We start from the raw sequence: 20,681 nt of genomic DNA on the forward strand, positions 1-20,681 counted from the left end.
GCCATGACCGAGGCCGAGCAGGAGAAGGCTCCTGATCTCACTGCGCTGGAGCAGGAGGGCGAGATCGCTGCCGACTACGTCGAGGGCCTTCTCGACATCGCCGACATCGACGGCGACATCGACATGGACGTCGAGGGCGACCGCGCGCTCGTCTCCGTCGTCGGGCTCAAGAGCACCGAGCTGGTGGGGCCCGAGGGAGAGGTGCTCGAGGCGCTCCAGGAACTGACCCGCCTCGCCGTGCACCGGCAGACGGGCGAGCGCTCGCGGCTGATGCTCGACGTCGCCGGCTACCGCGAGCGGCGGCGGGCCGAGCTGACCAAGCTCGGCACCGAGATCGCCGACCAGGTCAAGGATCGGGGCGAGCCGAAGTCGCTGCAGCCGATGACGCCGTTCGAGCGCAAGATCGTGCACGACGCGGTAGCGGCCGCGGGGCTGCGCAGCGAGTCGGAGGGCGAGGAGCCCAACCGCTACGTGGTGGTCCTCCCCGCCTGAGACCCTCGCTGCCGGGCGCCGGCGGCGCTGTGGCCGGGCGACATGTCCCCGTCTCACCGGCCGTACCGACCATGTCGGACCGGCCGTCCAGGTCTCTCCCGGTCGGCCGGCCGGACCTCTCCGGCCCGCCGACATCCATCCGGCCGGTCCTTCGGGACCGGCCTTCGTGGTCCCGGCCGCTGCTCCGGTAGCCGGAGGACCGGCCAACCAGGTCTCTTCCAACCGGTCGGCGGGACTTCTCCGAGGCGCCGACATCCATCCGGCCGGTCCTTCCGCACCGCCCTCTTCTGAGTCGTCGAACCGGCCGTCCAGTCTCTTTCGACCTGGACGGCGGGACTTCTCCGAGGGGCCGACATCCATCCGGCCGGTCCTTCAGGACTGAGCCGTTGCGCCCTGGCTTTTGCGCCCCGGCCGGTCCTTTCGGGCCGGCCTTTGTGCCTGCTCCGGAAACTGTCGGATCGGCCGGCTGTTGGGACCTTCTCCGAGCGGCCCGATCGAGGCTCGCTCGCAGCGGACGCGCCCGGCCAGTGCCCTCCGTCCTGCGCGAGGGACGGCCGGTGCACATTCACCCCTTCCTCCTGTATGGCCTGTACGGCCTGTACGGCGACCAGTCACCCACATGGATCGACCCCGTATACCGACATGTCACGCTTTACTTGCCCACGCAACGTTGCACTGACGGCGTGCTCACAGGCCACCTTCACCAAGGCCCGCTAGGCTTCCCTTGTGATCTCACCCCGTAGCCTTGGGTGGAGACCGGACCCTGTCGCCGCAGCCTGATCGCGCCCGGCGACCATCACCCCGATCACGCGGGCCACGAGCCCCAGAAAGGCCACCAACCAGTGAGCGATGAGCTTCCGGAGCCGCCGGAGATAGCGCGGGACGTCTTCGCGGGGGAGGCCTGGGATCGCGCCAACACGTTCGCGGACCTGCTGGCGGGTCCCGGTGTCGTCCGCGGGCTGCTGGGCCCGCGGGAGGTGCCCAGGATCTGGGATCGCCACCTGCTCAACTGCGCTGTCGTGGCCGAGGCCGTGCCGCCGGACGTGCGGCTGGTCGACATCGGCTCCGGCGCCGGCCTGCCCGGGCTGGTGCTCGCCATCGTCCGGCAGGACATCACGGTGACGCTGCTGGAGCCGTTGCTGCGCCGTACCGTATTCCTTGAGGAGTGCGTGCAGGCGCTCAAGCTCGACAACGTCGAGGTGCTGCGCGGCCGGGCGGAGGAGCTGGCGGGCAAGCGCGAGTTCGACGTGGCCAGCGCCCGCGCGGTGGCGCCGCTCGACCGGCTGCTGACCTGGGCCATGCCGCTGCTGCGCGAGGGCGGCGAGCTCATTGCCATGAAGGGGGAGCGGGCGGCGGGCGAGCTGGCCGAGGCGCAGGAGCAATTGCGCGCCAGCGGGGCCCGAACGGCCGAGCTTGTCACCGTCGGGCGCGGTAAGGTCGAGCCGCCTGCAACATTGGTTCGGGTGGTAGCGGGTCGCGCGCCGGAGCGAGCCAGGCGGCGACGAAGGAGGTGACGGTTGTGCCAGTCGCGTCAAGTGGTCTTGGCTGGCCGGACAGCCGTTCGTCCGAGAGTCCAACCGGGGTTGGCTGGCCCGAAATGGGCGTGTCGCGACAGCAAATTCCCGGCACCGGCACACCACTGGTTGAAAGGATGGCCATCGTGACCCAGACCCCCCTGAACCCCGGTGATTCGCCGTTGGTACGAGAGGCGCTCAGCTCAGTGGTTTCACGTGAAACATCTGCAACCCAGACGGCCGCCCAGACCGGCGAGACCTCCGGCGACGGCGACGGCACCTGGCCGCGCCCGTCCCAGACCCGAGTGATCGCCGTGGCGAACCAGAAGGGCGGCGTTGGCAAGACGACCACGTCGGTCAACATCGCCGCCGCGCTGTCGATGCACGGCCAGCGCGTCCTCGTGGTCGACCTTGACCCGCAGGGCAACGCGTCCACCGCGCTGGCGACCGAGCATCGCGGCGATGTGCCTGACGTTTACCAGGTGCTCGTGGACGACCTGCCGATGGCTGACATCGTCAAGCAGGTGCCCGACATGCCCAACCTCTATTGCGCTCCCGCCACCATCGACCTGGCCGGTGCGGAGATCGAGCTGGTGTCCCTGGTGGCCAGGGAGGCGCGGTTGCGGCGGGCGTTGGCGGCGTACGAGGCGGTGAACTTCGACTACATCGTCATCGACTGCCCGCCGTCGCTCGGCCTGCTCACCGTCAACGCGCTCGTGGCGGCCGACGAGGTGATGATCCCGATCCAGTGTGAGTACTACGCGCTGGAAGGGCTCGGGCAGCTGCTCCGCAACGTCGACCTGATCAAGGCCCACCTGAACCCGACGCTACGACTCTCGACGATCGTGCTCACCATGTACGACGGCCGCACCCGCCTCGCGTCCCAGGTGGCCGATGAGGTGCGTGCGCACTTCGGCGACACGGTGCTGAACACGGTCATCCCGCGCAGCGTGCGCCTGTCGGAGGCGCCCAGCTATGGGCAGTCGGTGATGACGTACGACCCGGGGTCGAGCGGCGCGATGGCGTACATGGACGCAGCCCGCGAGATAGCCCACCGCGCCACAGTCTCCTGACCACCAACGATCACCCGGCCACTATCGGTCGACTAACCACCAACGGCCATCCGGCCACCGGCCATCAACGGTCGCTCGGCTACCAACGGTCGGCCAACCACCGCAACTACCGACGGCCGCCCGGCGACCGACGGCTGGTTAACCACCGAAGGTCACCCGGCCACCAACAGCCAGCCGGCCACTGATAGTCGGCCAGCCACCGACGGCCGCTCGGCCGCTTAGGGCCGGCCAACCACCGACGGCCGCCCGCTTAGGGTCGGCTAGCCGCTGACGGCCACCTAGCCGCCTACGGTCGGTCAGCCACTGGCAGCCGCCTGGGCGCCACCGGCTGCTCGGCCACGGACGGCCGTCTGGCCGCCCCGGCCGGCCAACTACTGACCGGCTGCCTGGCCGTCTACGGCCGGCTAGCCACTCACCGGACGCCTAGCCGTCCCCGGCTGGCTAGCCACTCACCGGACGCCTGATCGTCCACGGCCGGCTAGCCACTCACCGGACGCCTAGGCACCAACAGCTGCCCGGTCACAGACAGCCGCCTGCCTACCGATGATCGCGGGGCCGCCTACGGCCAGCTGACTACTGATGACCGCCTAGCCACCAACCTCCGCCTGGCCGCCCGCAGTCGGCTGACCACGGACGACCGCTAGCCACCAACAGCCGCGTAACCACCAACGCCCGCCCGCCCGCCTGGCCGCGGACCGCGCCAGTCAACTTCCTGCCCAACGTGCATCTGCCCGCACTGGCCATCGCGTGAGGGCGGCTTGCGCGCCGCGTGGCGGTACCCCAGGCGCATTCTGTGACAGCGGTTGCGGCTGGCCGCCCAGTGCCACTGTCACTCATCCGCACGCCCAGTTTCGACTGGACGACACGGTTGAACCGGACGCCACGCCACGCCACACAAGGCATGCCCCGAGCCGAGCCCCAATGCAGTCCGCTTGAGTGAGCCGGCAAGGCGCGTCTCCGGAGCGCCGTTCCAGACCGTGCCGCACCCTCAGAATCGGATCCCCAAGTCCGTGCCCCCGGGATCGCGCCCCCAGGACCGCGCGCCCGGACCGCGCCCCGGGGGAGCACGCCCCCGGGATCGTGCCCCCAGGACTGTGCCCCCAGGACCGTGCCCTCGGGGTCGTGCCCTCGGGGTCGTGCCCCAGGACCGTGCCCTCGGGATCGTGCCCCAGGACCGCGTCCCCGGGGAGCACGCCCCCGGGATCGTGCCCCCGGGACCGCGTCCCTGGAGCCGCGCTCCCGGGATCGCGCCTCTGAGGTCGTGGCCTTTGAAGCGTGCCCCAGGTTCGTGTGCCCGGGACCGGACGGCCGGATTGCGTCCTCTGGGCGCGTCCTCCAACTTCCTTGGCCCGCCTCCTCACCTCCCGATGTTCCTGCCTTCCGACGGCGCTTTTTCGGTCGTTTTCCGTGACGCCGTTGCGGCGCGTTCTGGCTCTTGGGCAAGGGGGTTTTGGTGGCGACGCCCTCGCAGGCCGAACGGAGGTGGGTGGGGGGAGGGCGAAACAGGGGTGGGGTGGGGTCCAGTCACGGGTTGGGCAGGTTTGTGACCGTGTCGGTGTAAATCCAACCGGACGGTGTGTGGCGAGGGGGCACTCGGTCGGGCCCGCAACGGTAACCTCTCCTGGAGTGACCGGAATCGACCGGGTGGATGAGGAGACGCAGTGAGCCAGCAGCGGCGGGGATTGGGCAAGGGACTCGGGGCGCTCATCCCGACCGGTCCCATCGTTGACGGCACGGGGGCGGCGCCGGCCCCGGCCAACGGGTCAACGGAGGAGATGGGTCCCAAGCCGATCGCCGGAGCGTACTTCAAGGAGGTCGCGCTCAAGGCGATCGTCCCCAACCCCCGGCAGCCGCGTGAGATCTTCGATGAGGAGCGCCTGGAGGAGCTGGCGGCGTCCATCCGTGAGGTCGGGTTGCTGCAACCGATCGTGGTGCGCTCGATCGGCGGTGGCCAGTATGAGCTGATCATGGGGGAGCGGCGCTGGCGGGCGTGCAAGCAGGTCGGCCTGGACCCGGTGCCCGCCATCGTGCGCAACACCCAGGACACCGACCTTTTGCGGGACGCGCTGATCGAGAACCTCCAGCGTGAACAGCTGAACGCCCTTGAAGAAGCGGCGGCGTACCAGCAACTTCTTGACGACTTCCAGGCGACGCACGAACAGCTGGCACAGAAGGTCGGTCGCTCCCGCTCCCACATCACCAACACCCTGCGTCTGCTGAACCTCCCTCCTGACGTCCAGCTGAAGGTCGCCGCCGGGACGATCAGCGCCGGACACGCGCGGGCGCTCCTCGGCCTCGACAACGCAGAGGAGCAGATCCAGCTCGCCAAGCGGATCGTGGCCGAACTGCTGTCGGTACGAGCGGTGGAAGAGATCGTCGCCATGGGCAGCGCCAAGGCGGCCAAGAAGGCACCCCGCGAACGCCAGCCCGTCAAGCCCACCGCCCCCGGCCTCACCCACCTCGCCGACCGCCTCTCGGACCACTTCGAAACCAAGGTGAAGGTGGACCTGGGACGGCGAAAGGGCCGCATCGTCGTGGAGTTCGCCACGATCGACGACCTGGAGCGCATCATCGGCACGATGGCCCCGGAGGCAGCCCGAGCAATGCGAGAAACCGAGGACTGACCCCCGAAGTTCCGGCTCTGGGCCCGTCTGTCACTCGCATCAGGTCTAAGGACACGAGCGATACGCCCGCCGCACTGAGGAGATTCGAAGACCGCACCCCCGGGACTGAGACCGGAACCGACGGCATGGGCGCAAGGGCGAGATGCACGGCGACGGCGACCCCGACTCGGCATCTCCCACGGACACCGCGTCCGAGCCGTCAGCGCCTTGCCGAGACGGTCCGGGCCGGTTAGTGGTTGAGGACCGACCGTCCGGGGTGCTGACCATTCTGGGGATCAGGCCGGTCACCTGTTCTCAGGATGTCTCGGGGACCGAGGCCAGGCTCTAAGGCCCAACAAGGGTGAGCGCGGCATCTCGGTGTTTCACGTGAAACACGTTGCTCAGCGCGTGGTGGGCGGGGGCGGCAGCTGGGCGGGTAGCCCGCCTTTGTAGCCGTCGGTGGGTCGTGTGCGGTGGCATCCGCAGCGCGCGAGCAAGGAGAGGCACGCTGACCGAATCGGTGAGCCGAGCGGAGGCGTGGCGTCTTGGAAGGCAGCGCCGGGGTGCGCGGCATCGCCAAGCGGAGTAGTGCGGGAGGAGGCAAGGGCGAGGTGAGCCATCCGAGGGGTGAGTCATCCCGAAGGGTGGACCACTCTGAAGGGTGAACATGCCGGGGAGCCGGGGAGCCGGGGAGCCGGGGAGCCGGGGAGCCGGGGAGCCGGGGAGCCGGGAGGTGTGCCTTGGCTCAGACATGGGGTGGGGCGGCTTGAGGCGTGACATGTGGGGGCGGAGGGGCCGCGGGGCGGGGAGTGTGCGTTGGCTCAATCGGGGTGCAGGGCGTTGCGTGCCCCCCCGTGTGGGTGGGAAACGTGGGGTGGCGACAGCCAGGTGGGTGATGGTGAAGCGGGGGAGGAGGGAGACGGCGAGCGGGAGTCGGTCAGGCGGTGGGGTTAGCGGGGACAGGGAGAGGTGCCGGCTGGTTGGTGAGTGGTGGGCCAGTTGTGTCCGGGCCACCGACACCGACCCCGAATCCGGGCAGGAGCACCTATGCGAACCGCACGAGCTGTTGCTGCGGTGCTGAGCAGAGCGCCGTGTGTCTGGGGAACCGGTTCTTGAGAAGTCCCTCAGCGGTGGTGTGGTTGGGCGTGTTTCACGTGAAACGTTGCTGTGGTTTAGTCGCCGTCGCCGTCGCCGTCGCCGTCGCCGTCGCCGTCGCCGTCGCCGTCGCCGTCGCCGTCGCCGTGCGGTACCCGTGCCGTGCGGCGCCCCTGCCCGTGCCCGTGCCCGTGCTCGTGCGGTGCTCGTGCCCGTGCTGTTTGCTCCATGCCGTTGCCCGCTGTCGATGGTCCATTGCCCGTTGCGGTTCTGGTTTTGGTCGGGGTTGCGGTTCGGCTGGAGCTGAGCTGGGGCTAGGGCTGGCGCTGCGGCGGCGGGTGCGTTGGAGGTTGAGTGGGAGTGCTCGGTTTCTGCGATCCTCGGCCGTCGGGGGCGAGTGCTTGCCCTCCCGCCGCGCCCTCTCGCTGCCTTGTTTCACGTGAAACGAGGCAGCGGGAGACGGCGGGTTGTTCGTCTCATGCGGGTGCCGGTGGTGGGGGGTAGCTGGCCTCAGGCGTGGGCGGGTCTGTGGGTTCGTGGTTGCGGCTCTTGCCCTCGTGGTGGTGGAGCTCAAGAGTTCGGCTTTGGTGGAGAGTGGGGGAGCTGCCGCTGTGGGAGTGGTTTCACGTGGAGCCGGCGGTGCCTTGGGTTAGCTCGTGGAGGCTTTGCGGAGGGAGTCTAGGAAGTCGTCCACGTGGTCCTCTGTTGTGTCGAAGGCGGTCATCCAGCGGACGGTGCCGGCGGGCTCGTCCCAGAAGTGGAACAGGTAGCGCTGCAGGAGGGATTTCGCGACCTCGTGGGGGAGGGTGGCGAAGACGGCGTTGCTTTGTACGGGGTGGGCCAGGGACACGCCTGAGATGTCCTTCAAGCCGTCCGCTAGGCGGATGGCCATGTGGTTGGCGTGGGTGGCGTTCTCGCGCCAAAGGTCGTCCGTTAGGAGGGCCGTCAGTTGGGTTGAGATGAAGCGCATCTTGGAAGCCAGTTGGAGGGACTGGCGGCGGAGGAAGGGGATTGCGGTTGCCAAAGATGGGTTCAGGACCACTACGGCCTCTGCGGCTAGGGCGCCGTTCTTGGTGCCGCCGAAGCTGAAGATGTCCACGCCTGCGTCGGTGGTGATCGACCTCAGGTCACAGCCCAGGTACGCGGCGGCGTTCGCGAGGCGGGCGCCGTCGACGTGGAGCCGCAAACCTGACTCGTGGGCTGTCTCGGCGAGGGCGACTATCTCCTCGGGGGAGTAGCAGGTTCCTAGTTCTGTTACCTGGGAGATCGAGACGACCGTGGGCTGGGGCTCGTGGTGGAGGCCCAGGACGTTGAGGCGGGACTTGATGTCCGCAGGGCGGAGTTTGCCGTCTTCCGTGGGGACCGTCAGGAGCTTCACCCCGAGCAGGCGTTCCGTGGCGCCCGTCTCGTGCGTGGCGATGTGGGCGGTCTCGGCGCAGATGATGCCGTCGTAGCGGCCGAGCATGGGGGCCAGGCCGACCATGTTGGCGCCTGCGCCGTTGAGGACGGGGAAGCCTTGGGCGGTCGGGCCGAAGACTTCCCTGATCTTGTCCTCGAAGGTGGCCGTCCAGGTGTCGTCGCCGTAGGCGGGGGCGTCCCCGTGGTTCGCGGCGGTCATGGCGGCGAGGATCGTCGGGTGTACGCCTGCGTGGTTGTCGCTGGCGAAGCTCTTGGGGTACATGGAATCGAACAGCACACCGTAAGGCTACTTAGGTCACTGACACCGAGTCGGTGCCAAGCCAACCTCGCGCGAAGCGCCCCCCCTAGCGGCCCACTGGGACCGGTTGGCACCCCCCCTTGCGCGAAGCCCCTGCCCGCCCACTGCGCCACCTTGCGCGAAGCGCCCCCTACGCAGGTGCCCACCACGGCAGGCGCCCCAATGCAAGCGCGCCAATGCAAGCGCCCCTCAGCGACTGGCGCGGCTGGCGGCGTTCTGGAGCAGGGCGCGGCAGAGCTCACCCAGGTCCTGCCCGGCCGCCTCCGCCGCCATCGGCAGCAGGGACGTCTCCGTCATCCCCGGCGCCACGTTCACCTCAAGGAAGTGGGGCACGCCGGCGGCGTCCACGATCAGGTCTGTACGCGAGACGTCCCGCAGCCCCAGCGCCGTGTGCGCCGTCACGGCGGTCTCGGCGCACGCCGCGGCGGCCGCGGCGGACAGGCGGGCGGGGGCGAAGAACTCGGTGTGGCCGGCGGTGTAGCGGGCGGCGTAGTCGTAGACCCCTTCGTCGGGCACGATCTCCACGGCCGGCAGCGCGACCGGGCCGTTGCCGAGGTCGACGACGGAGACCGCCACTTCGACACCTTCGACGTACCGCTCGATGAGCGCCGTGTCGCCGTACGCGAAACAGCCGACCATGGCGGCGGGCAGCTCCTCGGCCGTACGGACGAAGGAGGCGCCGAGCGCCGAGCCGCCACGTGCGGGCTTGACGAACAGCGGCAGCCCGAGCCGCTCGACGATGCGCCCGAGCACCACGGTCGCGCCGAGGTCGTGGAAGGTCTCCTTCGGCAGGGTGACGGACTCGGGGGTGCGGAGGCCGACGGAGCGTACGACGGCCTTGGCGGTCGGCTTGTCGAAGGCGACCCGGCACGCGTCGGGGTCGGCGCCGACGTAGGGGACGTCGAGCAGCTCAAGCACGGAACGGATGGCGCCGTCCTCGCCCGCGCCGCCGTGGAGCGTGACGAAGACCGCGTCGGGCGGGTCGGCCAGGATCGAGGGGACGAGCGAGGCATCGGTGTCGCGCGCCTCGACGTCGATGCCCGTGGCCCGCAGCACCTCGCTGACCCGGCGACCTGAGCGCAGAGACACCTCTCGCTCGTAGGAGAGACCTCCGGCCAGCACGAGCACGTGGCCCAGATCGCTCATCACAACTCCTCCGCTGACGACACGCTGTCCAACCGTACCGGCGCTGGGGATGGGGGGTGTACGTGAGGTGCTATGTGCGGCGATCCCATCCCATCTCAGCCGGATTCCTTGGGGAAAAGGAGAACGGGAGGGCGCATGAAGCGCCCTCCCGTTCCGGCGGATCAGCCGGCTAGGCCAGGTCGGGCCCTGGCGTGTCCACGCCCTGGTGCTCGCGCGTGGACCCCGTGCCGAACGTGTCGCGCAGCTGCATCTCCTGCTCGATCACCCCGGCGAGCCTGCGTACGCCCTCGCGGATGCGGTCGGGCTGGGGGAAGCAGAAGGACAGCCGCATGTGGCGGGCCCCGCTGCCGTCGGAGAAGAACCCGGTGCCGGGCACGAACGCGACCCGTTCGGCCACGGCTCGCGGCAGGATCGCCTTGGAGTCGAGCCCTTCGGGCAGGGTGGCCCACACGAAGAAGCCGCCTCCGGGACGGGTCCACGTCACCTCGGGCGGCATCAGCGATTCGAGCGCGTCGAGCATCGCGTCGCGGCGCTCGCGGTAGAGCTCGCGGAAGGATTTGATCTGCTCGCGCCACGGCTGCGTGGCCAGGTATTGGCCGACGGCGAGCTGCGTGAACGAGGAGTGGGACAGCACGGCCGACTCCATGGCGAGCACGAGCTTGTCGCGGATGGCGTGGGGCGCGAGCGCCCAGCCGACGCGGAAGCCGGGGGCCAGCGTCTTGGAGAAGGAGCCGAGGTAGACGACGCCGTCGGGGTTGTCGGCGCGCAGCGCGCGCAGCGGCTCGCCGTCGAAGCCGAGCAGTCCGTACGGGTTGTCCTCGATGACCAGGATCCCGGCCCGCTGGCAGATGTCGAGCACCTGCTGGCGGCGGGCGATGTTGAGCGTGACACCGGCCGGGTTCTGGAAGGTCGGGATGGTGTAGAGGAACTTGACGGGCGCGCCCGCGGTTTCGAGGGCGTAGATCGTCTGGGCCAGCGACTCGGGCACGATGCCCTGGTCGTCCATGGCGATGTGGACGACCTTGGCCTGATAAGCGGCGAACGTGCCGAGGGCGCCCACGTAGGAGGGGCCCTCGGCGAGCACCACGTCGCCCGGGTCGATGAAGATGCGGGTGATGAGGTCGAGGGCCTGCTGCGACCCCACGGTGACGACGACGTCGTTCGCCCCGGCGTTGATCCCCTCCAGCTTCATGACCTCGCAGATCTGCTCGCGCAGGTGCGGGTCACCCTGGCCGGAGCCGTATTGCAGCGCGACGGGGCCGCGCCGCGTGACGAGGTCGGAGACGAGCTCGCCGACCATGTCGAGGGGGAGGGCCGTGACGTACGGCATGCCGCCGGCGAGCGAGACCACCTCGGGCCTCGACGCGACGGCGAAGAGAGCTCGGATCTCGGAGGCGACCATCCCGGTAGCTCGCGCGGCGTACCGATCGACGTAGGCGTCAATGCGCGACCCTTGGGTCGCGGGTGTCTGACCGTGATCCAGCTCTTCTGTCACGGCCCACCTCCTAAGTGTCTATATCGGACTGAAATACCAGATTACGCCAGACGGACATGTCGCCCGTGACCGGGCTGGACCGTCGTGGTGTCCGCTGACGACATCTGTACTGGGCTACGATGCCACCTGTGGACGCGGTTTTCGCGCGCTTTTCCGGGTCAACGATAGGGGCGGTAGTTGTCGCGCCGGCTGGTCAACATAACCCTGGACAATCTTGAAGATCTGCCGCGCCGCTGCCGGCGGTGCGTGTTCTGGGAGCTGGATCCCGTCAACGGGGAGCGGGCGCTCGGCTCGGGCGATCCGGGCCTTGAGAAGGAGGCGTGGCTCTCAGGCACGCTGCTGGAGTGGGGCAGCTGCGGCAAGATCGTGTACGTCGACGGGGTGCCTGCCGGGTTCGTGCTCTACAGCCCACCCCTTTACAGCCCGCGCTCGGTGGCCTTTCCCACCTCGCCGGTCAGCGCCGACGCGGTCTTGCTGATGACGGCCCACATCATTCCGGAGTTCTCGGGTGGCGGGCTCGGGCGCATGCTGATTCAGGGTGTCGCCAAAGACCTGACGCGGCGCGGGGTGAAAGCCATTGAAGCTTTCGGGGACTTGAAGTGGGAAGAACCAAGTTGCGTAGTTCCAGCGGAATACTTGCTTTCTGTGGGGTTTAAGACCGTGCGTCCGCATTTGCGTTTTCCGCGCTTGCGGCTGGAGCTCAAGAGCGCTGTCTCGTGGCGTGAGGACGTCGAGGTGGCTCTCGAACGCCTCCTGGGCTCCATGAGTCCGGAACGCGCCCTGCGTCCCGTCTGACGGCTTCACAGGCCCGTCCAACCGCTTCACAGGCCCGCCTGACCGCTTCACGGGCCCGCCTGACGGTGCCGCAGGCGCCACAGCGTCACAACCCCCTACGCACACCCGCCAAGCGGAAAGCCCCTCGCGGACCGAACCACGAGGGGCTTTCGCAGGGCGCAGCGCGTCCCCCGAGGGGGCAACCCATCCGCCGGAAGACGAGCTAGATGATGCCCTCGAGCTCGCGCAGCAGCATGGCCTTCGGCTTGGCGCCGATGATCTGCTTCACGACCTCGCCGTTCTTATAGACGTTCAGGGTCGGGATCTGGAGTACACCGAACTGGCGCGGAACTTCGGGGTTGGCGTCGATGTCGAGCTTGACGATCTCCAGCTTGTCGCCGTGCTCCTTGGCGATCTCCTCGAGGATGGGCGCGACCTGACGGCACGGGCCGCACCACTCGGCCCAGAAGTCGACCAGGACGGGCTTGTCGCTCTTGAGGACCTCGGAATCGAAATTGGCGTCGGTGACAGCCTTCACGGTGCGCTCCTTACTTCTCGTTGTTGGCCAGCCAGCGCTCGGAGTCGAGCGAGGCGGCGCAGCCGGTGCCGGCCGCGGTGATGGCCTGGCGGTAGGTGTGGTCGACGACGTCGCCGGCGGCGAACACGCCCTCGATGTTGGTCGCGGTGGAGGGGGACGCCACCTTGATGTAGCCGTTCTCGTCGAGGTCGATCTGGCCCTTGACCAACTCGGTGCGCGGGTCGTGGCCGATGGCGAGGAACAGCGCGTCGGTCGCGAGCTCGCACTCCTCGCCGGTCTTGACGTTGCGCAGCTTGACCGCCTCGACCCTGGACTCGCCGAGCACGTCGACGACCTCGGAGTCCCAGACGAAGCGGATCTTGTCGTTGGCGAGCGCGCGATCCTGCATGATCTTGCTGGCCCGCAGCGTGTCGCGGCGGTGCACGACGGTCACCATGCGCCCGAACCTGGTCAGGAACGTGGCCTCCTCCATCGCGGTGTCGCCGCCGCCGACGACCACGATGTCCTTGTTGCGGAAGAAGAACCCGTCACAGGTCGCACACCAGGACACGCCGCGGCCGGAGAGCCGCTTCTCGTTCTCCAGTCCGAGCTCGCGGTAGCCGGAGCCCATGGCCAGGATGACCGACTTGGCGTAGTAGGTCTCGGTGTGGGTCTTGACCACCTTGGGGTCAGCCTGCAGATCGACCTCGACCACGTCGTCGGCGACCAGCTCGGCGCCGAAGCGCTCGGCCTGCTTGCGCAGGTTGTCCATCAGGTCGGGACCCATGATGCCGTCGGGGAACCCGGGGAAGTTCTCCACGTCGGTGGTGTTCATGAGCGCGCCACCCGCGGTGACGGAGCCCTCGAAGACGAGCGGCTTGAGCTCGGCACGAGCGGAGTAGACGGCCGCCGTGTAACCGGCAGGGCCGGAACCAATGATGATCACGTTACGAACGTCGCTCAACGCTCCCACGCCTTCCTCGTCTGTCGATGCCACCGGCGACAACAGATCCTAGGCCGCAGTGATTCCCGCCCTACCCCACAACGCCGGGACAAACGAAAGAGCCCGCGAGAAGCGGGCTCTGACGTCGGGCTTCGCAGCCGGCGGACCTGGCCGGTGACGGTGGTCTACCAGCGGCCCAGGGCGGGCTTGCGCAGGTTCTTGCAGTTGAACGGATCGACGACGTCGATGCGGATCCTCTTGGTCGACTGCTGCTTCCAGCTCGCCACCAGCAGCGCCTCCTGGCCGTTGTACTGGCCCTGGTCCACCGCGAACACGTCGAGCTTGGAGCGGTTGGAGACCGCGCTGACGCACTTGGCGACCTTGTCGGCGTCGTTGGAGTCGCCGTGCAGTATCGGAGCGGGCGCCAGGAACAGCTCGAGCGGCCTGCGCAGCTCGGGGTCGCTGTAGTTGTGGTCGCTGTTGGTCAGGGCGTAGCCCCGCGGCGGCTTCGACGGTGTCGCCCGTACCGAGCTCCGCTCGGGCTGCGGGGCGGCGGAGGACGACGAGGGAACCGGCAGCGCCACCGGAGGCGCCGGCGACTCACCGCCACTGGCCAGCAGGGCCGTTCCGGCCACCGCGGACCCGGCCACGACGGCCGCCGCGGCGGCTGCCGCGACCGCGGGCATCGCCCACCGGCGCCGCCTGATCGACCGGCTCTTCGCCGGGACGACCGTGCCGTCGTCGGAGACCACGCCGAGCCGCACCGGCTCAGGCACGCCGGCCGGTCCGGTCGAAGCCGGCTCGGGGACCTCGGCGGGCGAGTCCCCGGACAGACGCGTCGGCTCCGGGACCTGAGCAGGCACGTCCCGATGGAGCCGCACGGGCTCGGGGACCTCCGCCGGCCGCTCCCACGGGGCGTCCCGCATGAGCTCATCCCAGTCCGGTGGTTCCGCGAGGCCGACACCCCCGCCACGCCTGGACTCGGCCTCGGCGGCCAGCGCCTTGTCGATGCGCAGTGCGACACCCATCGGCATGGCCGGTGTGGGCGTCGCGGCCAGCACCTCGCGAACCGCCGCCAGGTCGGCCAGTAGCTCCCCACAGGGGTCGCAGACCGCGAGATGCTCGCGGACCTGGCGTGCCGTGTCGGCGTCCAGGAGACCCTCGGCCAGCTCGGCGAGGATTTCCAGATCGTAGTGCGTATCACCCGTCACGAAGTTCTGCTCCCTTCGCGGATGAGACGCGGTTCAGGTCGGTTCGGTTCCGCAGATGCGAAAGAATTGGGGCAAGTTTCGCGCGCCCTCGGGCGCACCGGCTCTTCACCGTGCCACTCGGCACTTGCAGCACCTGAGCTGCGTCTTCTACTGAGTAGCCCATCATGTCCACCAGCACGAGCGCGGCCCGCTGGTCGGCGGGCAGCATTTTCAGCGCGGCCGAAACCTCCATCGACACCTCGCGCTCGACGGTCTGGTCGGGCAGCGGGGTCTCGCGCTCCGCGGCCTCGATCAGCTCGTCGTCGGCGACGGGCCGGACGGATTTACGGCGCATCCTGTCAAGGCAGGCGTTGACCACGATGCGGTGCAGCCAGGTGGTGACGGCCGCTTCGCCGCGAAACGTGGCGGCCTTACGGTAAGCGGAGACGAAGGCGTCCTGCACGGCGTCGGCGGCCTCGTCGGGGTCACCGAGCGTGCGCAGGGCGACCGCCCACATGCGGTCGCGGTGTCTCTTGACGATTTCGCTGAAGGCGTGTGGATCCCCGTGGATATGTGCGGTCAGCAGCTCGGCGTCTGTGACCGCCGGCCGCTCCGCTGCTGAGGGTGTCTCGGGTGGGGAGTTCACAAGAGAGTTTCCTGATTATGCCGATCCGGGAGAGTGCACCACTACCTCATAGATGGTGCCATGAAAAGTGCCCGCATCTGTCGGAACGCGCGTAAACCAGATCAAAACGTACTGGCCGGTCACCGCCTGTTCCGGAGCGAGGGTGGTTTTACCTGCGGCGTTCTTCTTCGTGGCGACTGTCTTGAGCGACCCGAGCTCAGGGGAGTCGCCCACCTTGAGCTCGACGGTCGCGCCCGACGCGTCGGACAGCGTAGCGACCACGTCGCTGATCTGCACGGACTTGCCCATGTCGAGCAGCAGGCCCACGCCGTCCTTGAGTCTGCCCAGGTCGGCGCTGGTGTAGGTCTCGGTCTTCCACAGCGTGCTGGGCTTGCCGTCGATGGCCAGCTTGGCGAGGTCGGGCTTCTCGTCGCCGTCGCCGAGCGGGTCGAAGCCCTGCGCCTTGACCGGCTTGACGGCCTGCGTCTCCGCCGGCGCGGAGGCCGATGCGGTGGGGCTGGCGCTGGTCGTCTGCGACGTCGTCGGGCTGCCCAGGCTGCGGCCGATCGTCCACGCGCCCACGCCCACGGCGGCGATGACGAGCAGCACCACGAGCGTCATCAGCACCCGGTTGAGCGTGCTGCCGCCCCCGCCGGACGGCCGGCGCGGCTGCATCACCGGCGGCAGGGGAGGCGGCGCCGACTGCTGCCGGTGGGCGATGTCGAGGCCCTCGGTGTGGGACGCCGAGGCGACCGCCGGGGTGGAGGGGTAGGAGATCGGGATCGGCATCGGCCTGGCGACGTCGGCCAGCGCCTCGGCCACCTCGGACGGGCTCGACAGCGCGCCCTGCCCCCTGCGCGACTCGGGCAGGCAGGCCCGCACGGTGACCGTGTCGAGGTAGCCGGGCACGCCCGCGGTCACCTGGCGGGGCGTGCAGAAGTGGCCGTCGTTCATGGGGGCGGCGGGCAGCCCGCCCTCTTCCTCGTCGCCCGGCCAGTGGCCCGTCAGGCCCGCGTACAGCAGCCGGCCGAGGCCCTCGGCGTCGTCGAGCGCCGGCTGGTCGGTGGTCAGGCCCCACATGGCGGCGTCGACCGCGACGCCGAGCACCTTGACCGTGTTGCCGGTCGTCCACACCAGGTGGGAGGGGCGCAGGCACAGGTGGTAGAGGTGGGCCTCGTGGGCGTGTGAGAGCGCCTCCGCGGCCTCGGCGATCAGCCCGGCCGCACGCTCGGGCTCCAGCGGGCCGGCGGCGAGCAGGTCGGTCAGCGACTCGCCGGTGACCCACTCGCTGACGACGTAGGCGGACTTGTCGTCCTCGGCGGCGTCGAAGACCTGCGTCAGCCGGGGGTCGGTGAGCCGGCTGGCCGCGCGGGCGGCCGTGACGACCTCGTGGACGCGCGGGAAGTCGGGGGCGAAGGTGTGGACGGCGACGGGACGGGCGAGGATCTCGTCGATCGCCTTCCACAGGGTGGCGCCGTCGGACTCGCTGACGCGATCTTCGAGCCGGAAACGCTCGGCGAGACGGGTGCCGGGTGCGACGGCCGACGTGCTGCTCACTGGCTCACTCCGCTTGGCCGATCGGGCGTGCTCATGGTTCGACTCACCTGCGTGGTGGTGTCCCACGAAGGCACGCTATGCCGGGTGGATCCGCCCACGCCCCTCCTGCTTCCATTCGCGCGTGTCGGGCTCCATGGTAGTGCCGAGGAGATTCCGCCCGCGTTCTTTACCGACCTACCCGCCTCGCGACCATCCCAACGATCGAGTTGACCTCCGGGATGCGCATTCTGTGGGCTACGCCGAGATAGAGCAACATTCCCAGGCCACCGCCGATCGCCAGAACGATCACGGAGTTGAGGAAGTCGAGCCCGCCGAACACCGTGGTGATCACCCAGACCGTGGCGAGCGCGAGCACGGCGGTGGGCAGCGCCGCGAGATACATCCTGGTCATCGCCATGCCGACGGCCCAGCCGTCCAGCCCCTGCACCCGGCGGGCGGCCAGCCACCAGGCCAGCACCGCGCCCAGCCCGTAGGCCACCGTGTACGCCAGCGCCAGTCCCATCACCGCGTACCTGGCCGGCAGCAGGAGGTGGAACAGCACCATGAGCACCGCGTTGACCGCGGTCGTGCCGGCCCCGATGAAGACGGGCGTACGCGTGTCGCCGAAGCTGTAGAAGACCCGCAGCAGCAGCTGGAACACCGCGAACGGCACCAGCGCGAGCCCGTAGACCTGCAGCACGTTGCCGATGTAGACGGCGTCGGCCACGGAGTTGGCGCCGTGGCCGTAGATGGGTACGGTGATCGCCGGCCCGACCACCATGAGCAGCAACGACACGGGCACCATGAGCGCGCAGACCAGCCGTACGCTCGACCCGAACTCGGCCCGCACGTCACCGAAGCGCCCGTCGGCGACGGCCCTGCTCATCCTGGGCAGCATCGCGGTGATCACGGAGACGCCGATCACGCCGTAAGGAAGCTGGAAAAGCTGGAACGCCAGCGTGTACGGGCTGATGCCGTGCCCCGCCACCTCGTCACCCGCGGCGCTCGCGAGGTTGGTCGTCAGCATGAAGCCGGCCTGCGTGACGATGACGTAGCCGATCGTCCAGACGCCGGCCTTGCCCATCTCGCCGAGCCGCGCGTTGCGCAGGTCGAAGCGCGGCACGAACTGGAACCCGGCCCGCCGCAGCGCCACGATGAGCACCGCCGCCTGCGCCACGATGCCGGCCGTGGTGCCGACGCCGAGCAGCGCCAGATCGCCGGTGGTGACGCGGGAGATGTCGTTGCCGGGACCGGCCACCGCGTAGAGCAGGAAGACGCAGATGACGACCAGGTTGTTGACGACCGGGGCCCACATGGGGGCGCCGTAGCGGTCGCGGGTGTTGAGGATGGCGCCGGCCACCGCGCCCACGCCGAAGAAGGCGAGCTGCGGCAGGATGAACCTGGCCAGCGTGACCGCGACGTCGTATTCCCTGCTGCCGTGGTCCCAGACCGTGTAGAGGTCGATGAGCAGCGGCGCGGCCAGCACGGCGATCGCGGCGACCACGATGAGCGCGCCGGTGGAGAGCGTCAGCAGCCGCTGCTCGTAGGCCCTGCCGCCGTCGGCGTCGTGCTGCTGGGCCCGCACGATCATCGGCACCACGACGCTGCTCAGCACGCCGAGCAGCAGCAGGTCGAGGATGCTGTACGGGATCGCGTACGCGGCGTTGTAGGCGTCGCCGAGCGCCGCCGTGCCGATGGCGTAGGCCAGCACCATCGTCCGCACGAACCCCGTGACCCTGGACACCATGGTGCCGGCCGCCATGATGGCGCTGGCCCGCAGCATGCGGCTCATACGGTCTCACTCTCCCGGGTCTTGGTACGCGCGAGCTTGCGCTGCGACCTGCGCCGCAAGAGCCGTGTGACGACGGCGGCGAGCATCACGGTCAGCGCGGCGCCCACGATCACCAGGGCGATGCCGGTGTAGCCGGTGGTGCGGATCGTCAGCCGCTGCGGCTTGCCGTAGGGCTGGCCGTCGGGGGTCTTGAGCTGCACGGTCACGGTGGCGTCGCCGCTGGTGTCGGGGGTGGCGTTCATCGTCACCTGGAACGTGGTGCTCTGGCCCGGGCCGATCGTCCGCGTCTCCTCGACGATCTTGATCTGCAGCAGCTCGGGGTTGTCGGACTTGACGTCGATGTAGAGGGCGACGGGGTGACCCATGCCGTTCTTCACGCTGATGGGCACCACGCCGCTGCTGCCGGCCAGGGTGCGGGGGCCGCCCACGCCGAAGATCTGGATCTTGTTGGTGGTGTTGGTGACGGCGGTGCCGACCATCTTGGCCGCGGCGCGTCCTGCGCGGGTGCTGTCGCGCCAGGCCGACGAGGTCAGGCGGAGCACGGCGGCGTCGAAGCTGGACGGCGCGCCGTCGGTGGTGACCCGGGACAGCAGCTGCGCCATCGACCACGACTCCTTCACCGAGTCGAGGTATTTGCCGGACAGCTCCTGCTTGCGGTTCTGGTCGGTGTAGGTCAGCCCGGCGCGCGGCACGGACGTCTTGCCCGGCTTGAGCGACTCCAGCGTGGTCAGCTGCAGCCAGGGCAGCCGGCCCGCGGTCTTGAGCAGCGAGCTGATCAGCGCCGGGTTGGGGTTCCACCGCCGGGAGGGCGCGACGACCAGCGACCGCGGCACGGTCTGGCCCGGCTCCGCGGCGATCATCGCGGTCTCGGCGATGAACCGCTGCCTGGTCAGCGCCTGCGAGGTGGGCCCGGCCGGCTCGAACAGGCGGCTCAGCTCGGGGTCGGCGACCAGCGCGGTGACCGGGCCGTTGACCGAGTCGAGCGTCGCGGCGGCGTCGGGCGTGGTGGGCACGGGCGGCTGCGGCGGCAGGTTGGTGGAGTTGAGCAGCACGGTGTTGACGCCGCTGACGGCGAGCAGGTCGAGCGCGTCGGGGTCGAGCACGCCGGCGGCCGGCCAGTTGAGGTTGGTCTTGGCCTTGGCGCTGAGCAACTGCTGGGCCTTCTGCCCGCCGAGCTCGACTGCCCTGCGGGTCTGCGGGTCGAGCCCCTGGTGGGCAAGCGCCGCCACGTCGGGGTCGGCGTAGGGGAGGGCCACCACGGGGGAGGCGGCCAGCGAGGTGCGCATGTCGGTCAGCCACTGGCCCGCCGCTGCGCTCGGCGGCTGGGAGCGCTTGCCGTCCTTCGTCTTGACCTGGTAGCCCTTGGTCATCGCGCTGAGGTCGTCGAGCAGCGCGGGATCGACCACCCAGGTGACGCTGCTCGGCGCCGACTGCGCGATGCTGAGCAGGTCGGCCAGGCGGCCGCGGCCGGTCACGGCCTGGCTCAGCTTGTCGTCGAGGAACAACGGGCCCTTGCCGGGCGCGTCGGGGTCGGTGTCGGTGGCCCGGCGCGGCTGGTCGATGACGGGCAGCACGACGGCGAGCTTGTTGCGCGGCGGGCGCGGCGTGGTGGGCGGCGCGTACGTCAGGAAGGTGCGCTGCGCGCTGAGCGGCACACCCCATTGGGCGACGTCGACCGCGATGGGATAGACGCCGAACTGCCGCAGGCCGAGCTGCACGGGTGTGGCCGTGATCTCCCAGCGCGCGGTGCCGCCCACATCGAGCGGCTCGAGATTCTGGAACGAGTTGCGCGTGGAGACGCTGCTCGGCAGCGTCGCGTTGTTCTGGTCGGCCTGGTAGGTGGCCATCGAGGCGCGGTCGGTGAAGGGCAGGGCGCTGTAGCGCAGCCGCACCTGGAGGCCGGACATCGCGGTGCCCGTGTCGTTGCGCACGGTGCCGGTGATCTTGATCACATCGGTCAGGCTCTTCGGCACCTCGGGCGTGATCGACGTGATCGACACGGCGAGCGTCTGCCGCCTGATCTCGGTCAGGACCGGTGTCGCGGCAGCCTCGCCGGGCGTCACCGCCATCGTGGGGGCGAGCAACGCGGCGGACAGCGCGGCGAGCAGCGTGGTCTTACGGATCACGCGCAGGCCCGAGCCGGACGAGGACGACACACGCCCGCAATGG

Annotated in this window: 16 protein-coding genes; 5 read left to right on the plus strand and 11 right to left on the minus strand. The window is 69.5% G+C overall.

The window, feature by feature from the left end; all coding sequences use genetic code 11:
* Positions 1-3 precede the first annotated feature (3 nt).
* The 4 genes from AB0K28_RS13005 (at position 4) to AB0K28_RS13020 (ending at position 5,703) form a co-directional block, all read left to right on the plus strand.
* Entirely contained in the window at positions 4-492 is a 489-nt protein-coding gene (locus AB0K28_RS13005) for a R3H domain-containing nucleic acid-binding protein (RefSeq protein WP_364368706.1), read from the plus strand.
* A gap of 842 nt (positions 493-1,334) precedes the next feature.
* Positions 1,335-2,006 carry a 16S rRNA (guanine(527)-N(7))-methyltransferase RsmG gene (gene rsmG / locus AB0K28_RS13010; RefSeq protein WP_345393151.1) on the plus strand — a complete coding sequence of 224 codons (672 nt, stop codon included), beginning with the start codon at positions 1,335-1,337 and terminating at the stop codon, positions 2,004-2,006.
* A 146-nt stretch (positions 2,007-2,152) separates the two neighbouring features.
* The gene (locus tag AB0K28_RS13015; protein ID WP_364368710.1) at positions 2,153-3,079 is read left to right on the plus strand and encodes a ParA family protein; all 927 of its coding nucleotides are present in this window, start codon (positions 2,153-2,155) and stop codon (positions 3,077-3,079) included.
* A 1,661-nt stretch (positions 3,080-4,740) separates the two neighbouring features.
* Positions 4,741-5,703 (plus strand): ParB/RepB/Spo0J family partition protein, encoded by a 963-nt coding sequence (locus tag AB0K28_RS13020; RefSeq protein WP_364368713.1) that lies wholly within the window; start codon positions 4,741-4,743, stop codon positions 5,701-5,703.
* 1,151 nt (positions 5,704-6,854) lie between these two features.
* Here AB0K28_RS13020 and AB0K28_RS13025 read toward each other — a convergent pair.
* The 4 genes from AB0K28_RS13025 to AB0K28_RS13040 all read right to left on the minus strand — a co-directional run bounded on the left by AB0K28_RS13025 (position 6,855) and on the right by AB0K28_RS13040 (position 11,042).
* Positions 6,855-7,007, minus strand: coding sequence for a hypothetical protein (locus AB0K28_RS13025; RefSeq protein ID WP_364368716.1), 153 nt, complete (start codon positions 7,005-7,007; stop codon positions 6,855-6,857).
* 419 nt (positions 7,008-7,426) lie between these two features.
* Entirely contained in the window at positions 7,427-8,473 is a 1,047-nt protein-coding gene (locus AB0K28_RS13030) for a low specificity L-threonine aldolase (RefSeq protein ID WP_364368719.1), read from the minus strand.
* Between the two features lie 210 nt (positions 8,474-8,683).
* Complete coding sequence (locus tag AB0K28_RS13035; RefSeq protein ID WP_364368722.1) at positions 8,684-9,640, minus strand: D-alanine--D-alanine ligase; 957 nt, start codon at positions 9,638-9,640, stop codon at positions 8,684-8,686.
* A 169-nt stretch (positions 9,641-9,809) separates the two neighbouring features.
* A complete protein-coding gene (locus tag AB0K28_RS13040; protein WP_364368950.1) occupies positions 9,810-11,042 on the minus strand; it encodes a PLP-dependent aminotransferase family protein in 1,233 nt (410 codons plus the stop codon).
* A gap of 270 nt (positions 11,043-11,312) precedes the next feature.
* On the opposite strand from AB0K28_RS13040, the gene AB0K28_RS13045 reads away from it, so the two are divergent.
* The gene (locus AB0K28_RS13045) at positions 11,313-11,930 is read left to right on the plus strand and encodes a GNAT family N-acetyltransferase (RefSeq protein WP_345393148.1); all 618 of its coding nucleotides are present in this window, start codon (positions 11,313-11,315) and stop codon (positions 11,928-11,930) included.
* Between the two features lie 202 nt (positions 11,931-12,132).
* On the opposite strand, the gene trxA is transcribed toward AB0K28_RS13045, so the two are convergent.
* From trxA to AB0K28_RS13080, 7 genes are all read right to left on the minus strand, one after another.
* The gene (gene trxA / locus AB0K28_RS13050; RefSeq protein WP_345393145.1) at positions 12,133-12,447 is read right to left on the minus strand and encodes a thioredoxin; all 315 of its coding nucleotides are present in this window, start codon (positions 12,445-12,447) and stop codon (positions 12,133-12,135) included.
* A gap of 10 nt (positions 12,448-12,457) precedes the next feature.
* Positions 12,458-13,390, minus strand: coding sequence for a thioredoxin-disulfide reductase (gene trxB / locus AB0K28_RS13055; RefSeq protein ID WP_345393142.1), 933 nt, complete (start codon positions 13,388-13,390; stop codon positions 12,458-12,460).
* A gap of 164 nt (positions 13,391-13,554) precedes the next feature.
* Entirely contained in the window at positions 13,555-14,580 is a 1,026-nt protein-coding gene (locus AB0K28_RS13060) for a zf-HC2 domain-containing protein (protein WP_364368726.1), read from the minus strand.
* Entirely contained in the window at positions 14,570-15,205 is a 636-nt protein-coding gene (gene sigM / locus AB0K28_RS13065) for an RNA polymerase sigma factor SigM (protein ID WP_345393136.1), read from the minus strand. The genes AB0K28_RS13060 and sigM overlap by 11 nt, the downstream gene beginning before the upstream one ends.
* A 15-nt stretch (positions 15,206-15,220) precedes the next feature.
* On the minus strand, positions 15,221-16,741 hold the full coding sequence (locus AB0K28_RS13070; RefSeq protein ID WP_364368729.1) for a protein kinase family protein: 1,521 nt from the start codon (positions 16,739-16,741) through the stop codon (positions 15,221-15,223).
* Between the two features lie 166 nt (positions 16,742-16,907).
* Positions 16,908-18,512, minus strand: a complete 1,605-nt coding sequence (gene murJ, locus AB0K28_RS13075; protein ID WP_345393127.1) for a murein biosynthesis integral membrane protein MurJ — start codon at positions 18,510-18,512, stop codon at positions 16,908-16,910.
* Entirely contained in the window at positions 18,509-20,668 is a 2,160-nt protein-coding gene (locus AB0K28_RS13080) for a DUF6049 family protein (RefSeq protein WP_364368734.1), read from the minus strand. Before AB0K28_RS13080 ends, murJ begins: the two co-directional genes overlap by 4 nt.
* Between the last annotated feature and the right edge of the window lie 13 nt (positions 20,669-20,681).

This window comes from Nonomuraea sp. NPDC049504 (assembly GCF_040676845.1).
Lineage (GTDB): Bacteria > Actinomycetota > Actinomycetes > Streptosporangiales > Streptosporangiaceae > Nonomuraea > Nonomuraea salmonea.